Below are 13,290 nucleotides of genomic sequence, written 5' to 3'. Positions count from 1 at the left end.
GGGGCGCAGCAGCTGCAGCAATTCCGCTTTGATGACGATGCGGCTGGCCACAACGCCGCCGGCGAATTAAGACGGGGCGGAGAACTAATGAGTGAGCCAAATGTCCCGCACGATCCAGCCACAGCCCGGAATCATGGAAATCGCCCTGTACCAGGGCGGAGCCTCAGTGATTGACGGCGTCAGCGATGTTGTAAAACTGTCTTCAAACGAAAATCCGGCCGGCCCGTGCGATGCCGCCAAACGTGCGGTTGAGCGGGCCGTGCATCAGCTGCACCGCTATCCCAACACCGATCATGCGTCGCTGCGCAAAGCCATCGGTGAGGTGCATGGCATCAACCCCGAGCAGATCATCTGTGGTGTTGGCTCTGACGAAATCATCACTTTTCTGTGCCAGGCCTATGCCGGGGTCGGGGACGAGGTGATCTATACCGAACACGGGTTTTCGATGTATAAAATCTCGGCGCGCGCCGCCGGGGCCACAGCTGTGGAAGTCGCCGAACATGAGCGCACTGTCGATGTGGATGCGATCCTGGCAGCAGCGACGGATAAGACCCGGCTGGTGTTCATCGCCAACCCGGCCAACCCGACCGGCACTATGATCGGCGGCAATGAGGCCGCACGTCTGGCCGCAGGTTTGCCGGAGAATTGCCTGCTGGTGCTGGACGGCGCTTACGCGGAATATGTCGAAGGTTTTGACGGTGGCAAAGCGCTGGTTGAAGCACGCAACAACGTGGTGATGACACGCACCTTTTCCAAGCTCTACGGCCTTGGCGGTCTGCGCATCGGCTGGGGTTATGCGCCACGCGAAGTCATTGATGTGCTGAACCGGGTGCGGGGTCCGTTCAACCTGTCTGAAGTACAGATGGCGGCGGCGGAGGCGGCGGTGCGTGATACGGATTACGCTAAAAAGTGCCGGCTGGAAAACACCCGTCTGCGGGCCTGGCTGGCCGAAGCGCTGGCCGAACTCGGGGTATCGTCTGACACCTCCTGCGCCAATTTCATCCTCGCGCGTTTCCACGATCAGGCCGAGGCCGAAGCCTGTGACGACTTCCTGAAAACCCACGGTATTCTTGTGCGCCGGGTGGCAGGCTACAAGCTGCCCCATTGTCTGCGCATCACAGTGGGGGATGAAGCGTCCTGTCGTCGCGTCGCCCACACGATTGCCAAATTCAAAGAGGGTCTTGAATGAGTGTGATTTACCAACGGGTCGCCCTGATCGGGCTGGGACTGATTGCCGGATCAATGGCACGCGCCATGCAGCGCGGTGGTCTTGCCGGGGAAATCACCGGCTATGCCCGCTCCGCTGAGACCCGCACCACCGCCGCAGACATCGGCCTGGTGGACCGGGTCTGTGACAGCGCTGCCGAGGCGGTAAAAGACGCAGATCTGGTGGTGCTGGCCGTGCCGGTCGGGGTGATGGGCGCGGTGGCTGCTGAGATTTCAGCCCATCTCAAACCCGGTGCCACGGTGACCGATGTGGGCTCGGTGAAACGCGCGGTGATCGAGACCGTTTCGCCCCACATCCCGGACGGGGTGCATTTTGTCCCGGCGCACCCGCTGGCGGGCACCGAACATTCCGGTCCCGAAGCCGGTTTTGCCGAACTCTATGACAATCGCTGGTGCCTGATTGTGCCGGTTGAGGGCACGGAGCCGCAAGCCGTCGCCCGTCTGCGCAGCCTGTGGGAAGCGATGGGGGCCAATGTGGATGAGATGGACGCCGACCATCATGATCTGGTGCTGGCGGTGACCTCGCACACGCCGCATCTGATCGCCTATACCATGGTGGGCGTTGCCGACGATCTGCGCCGGGTGACCGACAGCGAAGTGATCAAATACTCCGCCGCAGGTTTTCGCGATTTCACCCGCATTGCGGCGTCTGATCCGACCATGTGGCGCGATGTGTTCCTGACCAACAAAGACGCCACGCTGGAAATTCTCGGTCGTTTCACCGAGGAGTTGTTCGCGTTGCAGCGTGCCATCCGCACCGGCGACGGCGACCACCTGTTTGACTATTTCACCCATACGCGTGCCATACGTCGTGGCATTATTGACGCTGGCCAGGACACTGATGCGCCAGACTTCGGCCGGGGCGGACCCAAGAGCTGATGCGGGGTAAGGCGCCTGACACAGGCCGCGCGCCCCGCCTTGACCGGCTGCCCTGTCTTGCCCTGAAGAAGGCAGCGGCCGTGGCACTCAGCCTTTTGCTCGGCCCGATGCCCGGCCTGGTACCGAGTGTCGTTGTGGCGCTGTACGCAGCGCCGGTGGCAGCGCAAAACACCTCTGAAATGTGGCGCTCACCGCTGCCAAGCCTGCGGCCCGGCTCAAGAACCTATGTGCCGGTGCGGGTGCTTCCGGCTCTGACACCTGCCAGGGGGCCCGCCGCTGTTCGCAGCGTTGATCCTGCCGCTGCCCCGTCTGATCCGCACACAGAAACGGTGTTGGCCTCGCCGCAGGCATCCGGGCTGACACGCGCGCCGCTGCCGGTCTTGCGTCAAAACAAACCCCAGGCCAGTGCTGCAGACACAGCCCAAAACACGGGCCAGAATGCGGCCCGCAGTGTCGCGCCATTCTCAAATACTCTTTATTCAACCCCGGTAAACACCGGCCCGGTGGGCAGGATCTGCAACAGCCGTGCCATCCGGGGTCAGCAATTGCCCGATATTGCCGCCGCGCTTCCTGGGTGTGGCTTGAAGGATGGCGTGCGCGTGGTCTCGGTCTCCGGCGTGGCGCTGTCGCCACCGGCGACCCTCAGCTGCCGCAGCGCCAAAGCGTTAAATTCCTGGGTCGCCAGCAGCGTCATCCCGACGCTCGGCCGTCTTGGCGGCGGTCCGGCAGAGCTGCGCATTGCCTCCAGCTATGCCTGCCGCAGCCGCAACAATCAGCCCGGGGCAAAAATTTCTGAACATGGCAAAGGCAGCGCCATCGACATCTCGGCGATCCGGTTGAAAAACGGTGTGACGCTGGATGTGCTTTCGGGCTGGCAAGACCCGCTGAAGGGCAAGCTGTTGCGCGCAATGCACCGGGGGGCTTGTGAGCCCTTTGGCACTGTACTTGGCCCCGATGCCGACAGGTTTCACCGGGACCATTTTCATTTTGACACCGCGCGAAACCGCGGCGGCAGGTATTGCCGTTAGCGGAGTATCAGCTTTGGGGCCGGCCCCAACGGCAGGATGCCAAGCGACATGCGGCCGCGCGAAAAAGTCAGATCCGCTTCCAGAACATCCTTGTCTCCCGACATGCCGGCCACCAGTGCCAGGGCGCGTTCCAGCCCGCTGGCCAGACCATCGCTCAGGGAGCCGCTGTTTTTGGCCAGCGCAATCATGTCGCGCCAGTTTTCCGCCCGTATGGTGATTTTGCCCTCGGGCACGCCGTTCGTACCGACCTGTAATTCTCCCGCCATGCGCAGATCCAGATCGCCCCAGCGCGCGTTGATATTTTTCACATCCAGCGAGGTCAGCTGTGGCCGGGCGCGCTCAATCGCAAACCGGTCCCAGGGCGCGGTGAACCCGGCGGTCAGATCAAGCGACAGGGTATCGAGGCTTTCGGGCAAGGCGCCGGTCGGATCCAGCCGGTCGCGCAGCGTGGATGAGGGTGTCAGCCCCTGCGCCGAAAAGGCGATGTCATGCGCCAGCGGAATGGCGACGCTCTGACGAGTGGCAAAACTACCGCTGCCCAGACTGCTGCTCCAGCCTTTGCTGGAGCTGAACTTCAGATCCTCCAGAATAAAAGAACTGCGCTGCAAGGTCAGGTCGGTGCCGGGTTCAAACACCACCGAGCCGCGCATGGTCTCATTGCTGATATTGATGCGCTGATTTGGTGTTGCCAACACCTGGTCTTGTGCGAATACAGCGATGATATGATTGGGTTTATAACTCAGCGCCAGGATCTGAAACACTGGCAGCTCCCAGGCCAGACCCGTGGCGGGGTCCGCCAGCGACAGATCAGTGATGCTGGTATCAAAACGGTTGGGAAAGCCGCGGGTTTTCAGCTCGGCATAATCCGCCGCCCAGCCGTCGCTGCGGCGCTGATCGATCCAGCTCCGCAGCCCGGTTTCCACCGCCGATTTTCCGACAAACCAATATCCCCCCCACAGTGAAGACGCTATAATCAAAAGTAACAATAGTTTCCGCACATCCGGGCCTTTCGTAATTCGTTGCGCTCGTATCTACAGGGGGCAGAGAAGGAGGGCCAGTGAAATGGACGTGAGATCACTTTGGGTATTTGGCTATGGCTCACTGATGTGGAACCCGGGTTTTGAGTACGCGGATCGCGCAGTGGCGACCCTGCCAGGATACAGCCGCAGCTTCTGCATGTGGTCGATCCATCACCGCGGCACTGAAGAGAACCCGGGCCTGGTGCTGGCGCTGGATGAGCATGCGGGCAGCGAATGCCACGGGCTGGCGTTTCAGGTGCCCGAAGAGCATCGCGATGAAACCATGGCGGTGCTGCGGGAACGCGAACTGGTGTCCTCCGCCTATCTGGAACGCCGCCTGCAGGTGCAGCTTGCGGACGGGCGCGAAGTGGAAGCGGTCTCCTACGTGATTGATCCCCATCATATCCAGTATTGCAGGAACCTGTCGCTGCAGGATCAGGCCGATGTGATCGCCCGCGCCATTGGCGGCCGCGGACCCAATACGGAGTATCTGTTCAATACCGCAGACCATCTGCAGGAGCTGGGCATTGAGGACGAGGATTTAAGCTGGCTGGCGGCACGGGTGCGTGAAATGCGCGGCCTCTGAGGGTCGTCTGATGCCGCCTCGGAACACGCGTTTATCCGGCCTCATTTCTGACCGCTGACCCGGCCCTTTAACCAGGCCCTTAACCCGCCGCCGGGCACTGGCTGCTGCCGCGACTGTGTCATTCACGCAACCAATGCCGCAGTGCGCGCAGAGCTGAAATTGCGTGTTGGCAGGGGCGCAATCTGTGCCTATCCTGGGGCAGATAATCAAGAATTGGATCGGACCCGTCCCCATGGACAAGCCGGATCGCACCGTCGAGCTGCATTTTTCTCAACCTGTACGCCAGATTCTGACCATGCTGGTCGTTCTCGGGCTGGTCGCCGCTGGTCTGGCGCTGGCGCTGCCGCGGGTGCTGCCAGTCTTTCTGACCAACCCCTACCTGAACGGCTTTATCGTTTTTGTCTTTGTGATCGGCGTTGGTGCCTGTTTCACCCAGATGATTCAGCTGGTCAGCTCGGTGTTGTGGATCGAACGTTTCATTGGTGTCCGCCCGAAAGTAGCGGGCAAAAAAGCGCCGCGCCTGCTGGCGCCGCTGGCCGCCTTGCTGCGCGGACGTGGCGCGCGGTCGCAGATTTCGCCCACCTCGTCGCGCTCGATCCTGGATTCAGTTGCCACCCGGATTGACGAAGCGCGGGACATCACCCGCTACATTGTGAACCTGCTGATCTTTCTGGGCCTGCTTGGTACGTTCTACGGGCTGGCAACGACGGTTCCGGCGCTGGTCGAAACCATCCGCTCGCTGACGCCCAAAGACGGCGAGACTTCTATCTCGGTGCTGGAACGGCTGATGAGCGGGCTGGAAAGCCAGCTTGGCGGCATGGGCACCGCCTTTGCCTCCTCGCTGCTGGGCCTCGCCGGCTCGCTGGTTGTCGGTCTGCTGGAACTGTTTGCCAGCCACGGTCAGAACCGGTTTTTCCGCGAACTCGAAGAATGGATGTCCAAATTCACCCGCATCAGCTTTGCTGAGGGCGACAGCCATGACGGTATTGGCCATGACGGTGGCGGTATTTCCGGCGCGGTGATGGATCAGATGGCCGAACAGATGGACGCGCTGCAACAGCTGTTCACCCAGTCCGATGTCAGTCGTTCGCTGGTCGATGAACGGCTCGGTCAACTGGCGGGCGCGCTGGAGCGCATGACGCTGCGGATGGAAAACGAGCAGGGCACATCTGACATTATGCTGCGCATCGCCGAGGGCCAGGACCGTCTGTTGGCGACACTGGGATCACAGACCGGCATTGCCGGCTCGATGGAGCGTATGCTGCGCCAGATGGAAGCCGACCGCTCCGCAACAGAGGTGATGATGCGGGTGGCAGAGGGCCAGGAACGCCTGTTGTCGACGCTCGAAGCCCAGGCCGATGCCGGCGGCGGTGGTATTGGGGCCGACGGGGGTATTGACGCCGAAAGCCGGATGCGCCTGCGCTCCATCGACGTGCAACTGCTGCGTATTCTGGAAGAACTCTCCGCCGGCCGTCAGGAAACTGTTGCCGACCTGCGCTCGGATCTGAGCGCGCTGGCGCAGGCGATGCGTTTGGGCGGACGCTAAAATGGCCCTGGTGCGCCGCTCCACCCAACGTGTGTCGGGCAGCATCTGGCCCGGCTTTGTGGACGCGATGACGGCGCTGTTGCTGGTCTTGATGTTTGTGCTGACCATTTTCATGGTGATCCAGTTCATTCTGCGCGAGACGATCACCGGCCAGGAAGAAACCATCACCGGTCAGGAAACCGAGTTGAGCTCGCTGACCTCTGAAATGAACGCGCTGGCCCGGGCGCTTGGGCTGGAACAGCAACGCGCCTTCGGCCTCGAGGGCCAGGTGGCGGGGCTGCGCTCCAACCTGCAGGAACGCAGCAGTGAGATCCAGGCCCAGGCCGCTCTGATCGCCTCGCTGCAACGGCGTTCAGACGAACAATCCGGTCAAATCGCCAGTTTTGAATCCCAGGTCGCCAGCCTGCTGGCACAACGCGACACAGCACTGGCCGGTGTCGCCAGTCTGGAGGGCGAACAAAGCGTCTTGCTGGACGAAAAAACGGCGCTGGAGCTGGCGCTGGCCACCGCGCGCAGCGAAATCAATGAGCAGAGCCAGGCCGCCCGTCTGGCCGCCGCCAGACGCGAGGCACTTGAGGCACTGCTGGCCGATCTTCAGACCCGCGCAGAAGCCGATAAATTGTCTCTGAGCCAGGCGCTGGCGCAGCTGGACCTGTCGCAACAGGCCGTGGCCGCTGCCTCCGCGGGGCTGGTGAGTGCTGAGACGGAAGCGGCACGGATCGCCGCGCTGCTGGCGGAGACCACGGCTGCTGCCGCAGCTGATGCGGCACTGGCGGCAGAACAGCTGAGCGAGGCGGATGCTGCCGCGCTGCTGGCGGCGGAACTGCTGCGCAACGCTGACGCTGAGGCACTGCTGGCGGCCGAACAGCTGAGCGAGGCGGATGCTGCGGCGCTGCTGACGGCGGAATTGCTGCGCAACGCTGACGCCGAGGCGCTGCTGGCAGCCGAACAGCTGAGCGAGGCAGAAGCCGCAGTCGCACTGACGGCGGACCGTCTGACCAACGCGGAAGCTGCAGCCGCGCTGGCCGCAGAACGGTTGCGCCTCGCCGACGCCGCAGCGGCGCGCGCCGCCGGCGAATTGACCGAGGCCGAAAAACAGGCGGCGCTGATCCGGGCGCGGCTGGCCAAAGCAGAACAGATCTCGGCGGAAACCGTGGCCCGTCTGACGGCGCTGGAGAGCGAACTGACCGGTGCGGAAAGCGCCCGTCTTGCAGAACTCGCGGCGGCAGAAACCCTGCGCCAGCGCCTGGGCGACGCCAGCGCGGCGCTCAGCGAAGCAGAGGCCGCACGCCTGGTTGAAATTGCCGCCGCGGAAGCCCTGCGCGAGAAACTGGCGAATTCCGATGCCGAGCTCAGCGCGATGACCCTGGCGCTGGAGGCTGAACGCAAAAAGGCCGAGGATACGCTGACCCTGCTGGCCGCCGCACGTCAGGCCCGCACGACCGCCGAAAATGAATCGCTGGAAGATCTGAACGAGGCGCTGAAACAGGCTGCCTTGCTGAAGCTGGCCAATGAAACCCTGGCCGAACAAGAGGCGGTGTCTGCCGACAGTCTGCGCCAGGTCGAAGCGCTGAGCCTGCAGGTGGCTGAGATGCGCAACCAGCTGGGGGTTCTGCAGAACATTCTGGATGACTCCGCGGGGCGGGATTCTGCGGCCGATGTGCAGATCACTTCGCTGACCTCGCGTCTCAACGCCGCCCTGGCCCAGGTCGCCAGCGAAGAACGCGCGCGTGCCAGACTGGAGGCCGCCGAGCGCCAGCGTCTGGAAGAAGAGGCCCGCCGCCTGACAGCCGAGGCCAAAAACCTGGAAAACTACCGCTCCGAATTCTTTGGCCGCATGCGTGAAATCCTCAGCGACCGTGAGGGCGTCTCCATTGTTGGCGACCGCTTTGTATTCAGCTCGGAAGTGTTGTTTAACTCCGCCTCTGCCGATCTCTTTGAGAGCGGCCAGCAGCAGATCACCCGGGTCGCCAATATGCTGATGGAAGTCGCCGGCCAGATCCCGCCGGAAATCGACTGGATCATCCGCGTTGACGGCCACACAGACAGCGTGCCGCTGGCGCATGATACTATCTATGCCGACAACTGGGAACTCAGCCAGGCGCGGGCGCTGTCGGTGGTGCGTTATATGATTGACGAGCTTGGTTTTCCGGCCAGGCGGCTGGCGGCGACCGGCTTTGGTGAATTTCAGCCGCTTGATACCGGCAGCAGTGCCGAAGCGCTGGCGCGCAACCGGCGCATTGAGCTGAAACTGACGGAACGCTGATCAGGGGCGGTGCGCGTCAACAGCCCCTAATCACCGATGGTAAAACGTTGCTCGCGGTAGTCGATCTCGCTGTCGCCACGCATATGCCGGACCGAACTGACGTAGTCTCCTGACGGCCAGAATGACGGCGTCGTTTCGGTCTGACGTTTGCCCAGGTAACGAAACGCCCGGGCTTGCTCGCGGGTCAGGTCCACCACGTCATCAATGACCGGTCCACCCGGCCCCAAAATCTTCATTTCCAGCCGGTCCCCGTCGCGCACCCCAAAGGCCTGGACCCAGAGCACCAACATCGGCGCATCCGCCGGAAAACTGCTGGCCTGGACCATGCCCATTCTGGCGGCTTCAAATTTGGGCAGTTTGGAGGTCGTGCCCATATTGACGATACCGCCAGGCAGATAGGCGGGCGGGTCCTGCCACAGGCTGTCGCTTGCCGGGCGCGGATCACAAGAGACGATGCCGGAGGGGTTAAACGGATCGACCAGATTACCGTCTTTATAGACCGACATATGCACATGGGGGAACTGGGTGCGCCCGGTCAGGCCAACCTGGCCCATCACCGTGCCCTTGGCCACTTTCTGACCCTGGCGCATGGTGATCGAATATTGTTTCATATGGCAGTATTTCGAGGTCCAGCCGCCCCCGTGGCTGATTTCAACACCATTGCCACATTCCCGCCCGTTCATGTCGCTCAGCGGGTCAGAAGGCGATCTGCGGTCGGGCACAAAATTGCGCACCTTTGTCACGGTGCCGGGCGCCGCTGCGATGACATTGACGCCCCGCTTCATCGCCGCCATGTCGGGGATGGCGAGATCGATGCCCTTGTGCCCGTCATAGGTCAGCGGCCCGCAGGTGTAATCGGCCGCGCCAGCGCCGGGATCAGCATCAATGTAATTCTGGATAAAACAATCAACGCCGGGCTCACACTCCAGCGGCAGATTAAAAACCGGTACCCCTGCCGCCGCGGGGGCGGCAAGGGACATAAATACGGCAGCTAGCTGAGCGGTCCGCATCGGGCGGATCAGTCTGCGGTCAGCAGTGGCGGTTTCTTGCGGGTGGAAATGCGCGGGCTGGCTGGTTTTTCGATGCGCAGATCCAGTTTGCGGTCTTTGACGCCGACCTTGACCAGGCCACCTTTGGCCAGTTTGCCAAACAGCAATTCTTCCGCCAGAGGTTTTTTGATGTATTCCTGAATCACCCGGCCCAGTGGGCGGGCACCCATTTTATCATCATAGCCTTTGTCGGCCAGCCATTCGGCTGCGGGCAGGGTCAGTTCGATATGCACGTTGCGGTCCATCAACTGGGCCTCAAGCTGCAGCACGAACTTTTCCACCACCTGCAGGATCACCGATTTGGACAGCGGCGCAAAACTGATTACCGCGTCGAGCCGGTTGCGGAATTCTGGCGTAAACGTGCGTTCAATCGCGGCGGTGTCTTCGCCTTCGCGCCGGTCGCGGCCAAAGCCGATCGCCGATTTTGCCTGTTCCATCGCCCCGGCATTGGTGGTCATGATCAGGATCACATTGCGGAAATCCACAGTGCGCCCGTTGTGGTCGGTCAGCTTGCCGTGGTCCATCACCTGCAACAGGATGTTGAACACATCGGGGTGGGCTTTTTCGATTTCATCCAGCAACAGCACACAATGGGGATGCTGGTCGACCTTGTCGGTCAGCATGCCGCCCTGGTCAAACCCCACATAACCGGGAGGAGCCCCGATCAGCCGGCTGATCGCGTGTTTCTCCATGTATTCGGACATGTCAAAGCGCAGCAGCTCCACGCCGAGTGTATCGGCGAGCTGATTGGCCACTTCGGTTTTGCCCACACCCGTGGGGCCGGCAAACAGGTAATTGCCGATGGGTTTTTCCGGTTCACGCAGCCCGGCACGCGCCAGTTTGATCGCGGAAGACAGTGCTTCAATCGCCGGATCCTGACCGAACACCACCCGTTTCAGGGTCTTTTCCATGTCTTTCAGGATTTCCGCATCATCCTTGGATACGGATTTCGGCGGGATGCGGGCGATCTTGGCGACCACGGCTTCGATCTCTTTGATGCCGATGGTCTTGCGCCTTTTGCTTTCGGCCACCAGGTGCTGGGCGGCGCCCGCCTCATCAATCACGTCAATCGCCTTGTCGGGCAGTTTGCGGTCATGGATATAACGCGCCGACAGTTCCACCGCCGATTTAATCGCATCGGTGGTGTATTTGATGTCGTGATGGTCCTCAAAGTAGGTTTTGATCCCCTTCAGGATCTTGATGGTATCGTCCACCGAGGGTTCACTCACGTCGATTTTCTGGAACCGGCGCGCCAGGGCGCGGTCCTTTTCAAAATGCTGGCGGAACTCTTTATACGTGGTGGAGCCCATGCAGCGCAGCTTGCCGCCCTGCAATGCTGGTTTCAGCAGGTTGGAGGCGTCCATCGCGCCGCCTGAGGTGGCGCCGGCACCGATCACAGTGTGGATTTCATCGATGAACAACACCGCGTCCGGATGCGCTTCCAGCTCGCTGACCACGGCTTTCAGACGTTCCTCAAAATCGCCACGGTAGCGGGTGCCCGCCAGCAGCGCGCCGAGGTCCAGCGAATAGATGGTGGAACCGGCCAGCACTTTCGGGGTTTCGCCCTGGACGATTTTACGCGCCAGCCCTTCGGCGATGGCCGTTTTGCCGACGCCGGGGTCGCCCACCAGCAGCGGGTTGTTCTTGCGCCGGCGGCACAGCACCTGAATGCAACGTTCAACCTCATGGATGCGGCCAATAAGAGGGTCCACTTCGCCCTCGCGCGCCTTGGCGTTCAGATCAATGCAATACTTGGCCAGCGCCGATTCCTTTTCGGCACCACCACTGGCAGGTGCGGCCTCTTCGGTGTTGAATTCGTCTTCGATTTCAGCGCCCTGGATCGGGCGGTTCTCACCAAAACTGGGATCTTTGGCGACCCCGTGGGCGATGTAATTCACCGCGTCATAGCGGGTCATATCCTGTTCCTGCAGGAAAAACGCCGCATTGGATTCGCGTTCAGCAAAGATGGCGACCAGCACATTGGCGCCGGTGACCTCAGTGCGGCCAGAAGACTGCACATGAATGGCGGCGCGCTGAATCACCCGCTGGAACGCGGCGGTCGGCACCGCTTCGGAGCCTTCAATGCTGGTTTCCAGGCTGGAGAGTTCATCGTCGATGAAAACCACCAGAACGTTGCGCAGATCTTCCATGTCGACGGAACAGGCCTTCATCACCTTGGCGGCATCAGGCTCGTCGAGCAGCGCCAGCAGCAGATGCTCCAGCGTTGCGAGTTCGTGACGGCGCGCATTGGCCAGCGCCAACGCCGCGTGGATTGCTTGTTCGAGGGTGTTCGAAAATGACGGCACGTCGGGAGTGCTCCTTGATCTGGGTCGGCAGCGGTCTCATGGCCGGTGTCAACCGTGGCCTCATACTATTAAAGTTTGCTTGAATTCGCCTGGCTTCAAGCTGTTTTTCGGAATTTCTCTCATCTTATTGGCGAGAGATTGTGTTAATTGTGTCAGAACCGGTCTTTGCGGGCGCGAATTTCAATGAAGACCTCAAGATCGGAGGCGTCAGCCATGTCTATCTGGTGGCGGATGGCGGCGCTGTCGCAGCGCAGAAAGGGGTTGGTTGCCAGTTCTTCTGACAACAGCGACGGCACCGTCGGCAGGCTTTTTTCCCGCAGCGCCGCAACCTGTTCACACCGAGAGATAAGTGCGGAATTCTCCGGGTCAACGGTCAGTGCGAATTTTCCGTTGTTGGCGGTGTATTCATGGCCGGCACAGACCAGGGTCTCAGCGGGCAGGGCGGCAAAGCGCTGCAAGGTGTCAAACATCTGCGCCGGACTGCCGTCATTCAGCCGACCACAGCCCAGCACCATCAGACTGTCGGCGGAAAACAGCGCGGAGGCGGCTTCGATATAATAGGCGATATGGGCCGCGGTATGTCCCGTCGCGTCCAGCACCTGCACCGTATGGCCGGCGAATTCGAAATCTTCTCCCGGCACTGCCATATGGTCGAGCGCCGGCAGCCGGTGGGAATCCTGGGCGGCGCCTTTCAGCAACGCACCGGTGGCAGCGCAGAGCGCCGGTGCAGTATCCGCATGGTCCCAGTGATGATGGGTCAGCCAGACTTCATTCAGCGTCCAGTCCCGTGCCTTCAGCGCCGCCAGGATCGGCTCCGGGTCGCCGCAATCGATACAGACGGTCTGGCCTGAGTCAGAATCGTGGATCAGGAAATTGTAATTGTCCTGCAACGTGGCGACGGTAACGATCTCAAGGGGCATGGCGTTTCGCGCTTCCTTCGGTATGGTTGTCCTAACGATTGCCTTTTTGAGACCTGTTTGCAATGCATCTCGACGTCGTAGACCTGCGTAATTTTTATTACCGCACCGACCTGGGCCGGGCGGCGCAACGCGCTGTGCGTGACCAGGTGTTGCGGTTCTGGCCCGAAGCCTCTGGTCAGACCGTTGCCGGTTTTGGTTTTGCCGTGCCGCTGCTGCGCCCCTATCTGGGCCAGGCGCGCCGCGTGATCGGCCTGATGCCGGGGCAGCAGGGGGTGATGCACTGGCCTGCAGGGGGCAAGAACATCTCGGTGCTCTGCGAAGAAACGCTCTGGCCGTTGCAGACCGGCCATGTGGACAAGCTGGTGGTGATGCACGGGCTGGACACGTCGGAGAATCCCTCGGCGCTGCTGGAGGAATGCTGGCGGGGGCGGGGGCCGGGCGGGAGGCCGCTGGTTGTGGTGCTC

10 protein-coding genes and 1 pseudogene are annotated in these 13,290 nt (G+C 61.6%); 7 read left to right on the top strand and 4 right to left on the bottom strand.

Features of this window, described 5'->3' with window-relative positions; genetic code table 11:
- The first annotated feature begins 100 nt into the window (after positions 1–100).
- The 3 genes from hisC to DWA01_RS07235 all read left to right on the top strand — a co-directional run bounded on the left by hisC (position 101) and on the right by DWA01_RS07235 (position 3,134).
- Positions 101–1,189: a histidinol-phosphate transaminase gene (hisC, locus tag DWA01_RS07245; protein ID WP_114285177.1), complete on the top strand. Its 1,089-nt coding sequence runs from the start codon at positions 101–103 to the stop codon at positions 1,187–1,189.
- Positions 1,186–2,106 (top strand): prephenate/arogenate dehydrogenase family protein, encoded by a 921-nt coding sequence (locus tag DWA01_RS07240; protein ID WP_114285176.1) that lies wholly within the window; start codon positions 1,186–1,188, stop codon positions 2,104–2,106. Before hisC ends, DWA01_RS07240 begins: the two co-directional genes overlap by 4 nt.
- A gap of 80 nt (positions 2,107–2,186) precedes the next feature.
- Positions 2,187–3,134: an extensin-like domain-containing protein gene (locus tag DWA01_RS07235; protein WP_235008456.1), complete on the top strand. Its 948-nt coding sequence runs from the start codon at positions 2,187–2,189 to the stop codon at positions 3,132–3,134.
- Here DWA01_RS07235 and DWA01_RS07230 read toward each other — a convergent pair.
- Complete coding sequence (locus DWA01_RS07230) at positions 3,131–4,132, bottom strand: DUF2125 domain-containing protein (protein WP_268807706.1); 1,002 nt, start codon at positions 4,130–4,132, stop codon at positions 3,131–3,133. The two genes, DWA01_RS07235 and DWA01_RS07230, sit on opposite strands and share 4 nt — an antisense overlap.
- Positions 4,133–4,196: 64 nt before the next feature.
- On the opposite strand from DWA01_RS07230, the gene DWA01_RS07225 reads away from it, so the two are divergent.
- The 3 genes from DWA01_RS07225 (at position 4,197) to DWA01_RS07215 (ending at position 8,551) form a co-directional block, all read left to right on the top strand.
- Complete coding sequence (locus tag DWA01_RS07225; protein WP_114285174.1) at positions 4,197–4,739, top strand: gamma-glutamylcyclotransferase; 543 nt, start codon at positions 4,197–4,199, stop codon at positions 4,737–4,739.
- A 232-nt stretch (positions 4,740–4,971) separates the two neighbouring features.
- The gene (locus DWA01_RS07220) at positions 4,972–6,285 is read left to right on the top strand and encodes a biopolymer transporter ExbB (RefSeq protein WP_114285173.1); all 1,314 of its coding nucleotides are present in this window, start codon (positions 4,972–4,974) and stop codon (positions 6,283–6,285) included.
- Between the two features lies 1 nt (position 6,286).
- The gene (locus DWA01_RS07215; RefSeq protein ID WP_114285172.1) at positions 6,287–8,551 is read left to right on the top strand and encodes a peptidoglycan -binding protein; all 2,265 of its coding nucleotides are present in this window, start codon (positions 6,287–6,289) and stop codon (positions 8,549–8,551) included.
- Between the two features lie 26 nt (positions 8,552–8,577).
- Here DWA01_RS07215 and DWA01_RS07210 read toward each other — a convergent pair whose 3' ends face one another.
- The 3 genes from DWA01_RS07210 to gloB all read right to left on the bottom strand — a co-directional run bounded on the left by DWA01_RS07210 (position 8,578) and on the right by gloB (position 12,826).
- Complete coding sequence (locus DWA01_RS07210) at positions 8,578–9,531, bottom strand: M23 family metallopeptidase (protein ID WP_160115971.1); 954 nt, start codon at positions 9,529–9,531, stop codon at positions 8,578–8,580.
- Positions 9,532–9,569: 38 nt separating this feature from the next.
- On the bottom strand, positions 9,570–11,906 hold the full coding sequence (gene clpA / locus DWA01_RS07205; RefSeq protein WP_114285170.1) for an ATP-dependent Clp protease ATP-binding subunit ClpA: 2,337 nt from the start codon (positions 11,904–11,906) through the stop codon (positions 9,570–9,572).
- A gap of 152 nt (positions 11,907–12,058) precedes the next feature.
- On the bottom strand, positions 12,059–12,826 hold the full coding sequence (gene gloB / locus DWA01_RS07200; protein ID WP_114285169.1) for a hydroxyacylglutathione hydrolase: 768 nt from the start codon (positions 12,824–12,826) through the stop codon (positions 12,059–12,061).
- Positions 12,827–12,888: 62 nt separating this feature from the next.
- Between gloB and DWA01_RS07195 the strand changes: the two are divergent.
- Positions 12,889–13,290: pseudogene (locus DWA01_RS07195) on the top strand (hypothetical protein); the annotation flags it as partial.

The organism is Candidatus Halocynthiibacter alkanivorans (genome assembly GCF_003333265.1).
GTDB lineage: Bacteria > Pseudomonadota > Alphaproteobacteria > Rhodobacterales > Rhodobacteraceae > Halocyntiibacter_A > Halocyntiibacter_A alkanivorans.
The sequence above is the reverse complement of the archived record's forward strand: the minus strand, read 5'-3'. Positions and strand labels throughout refer to the sequence as shown.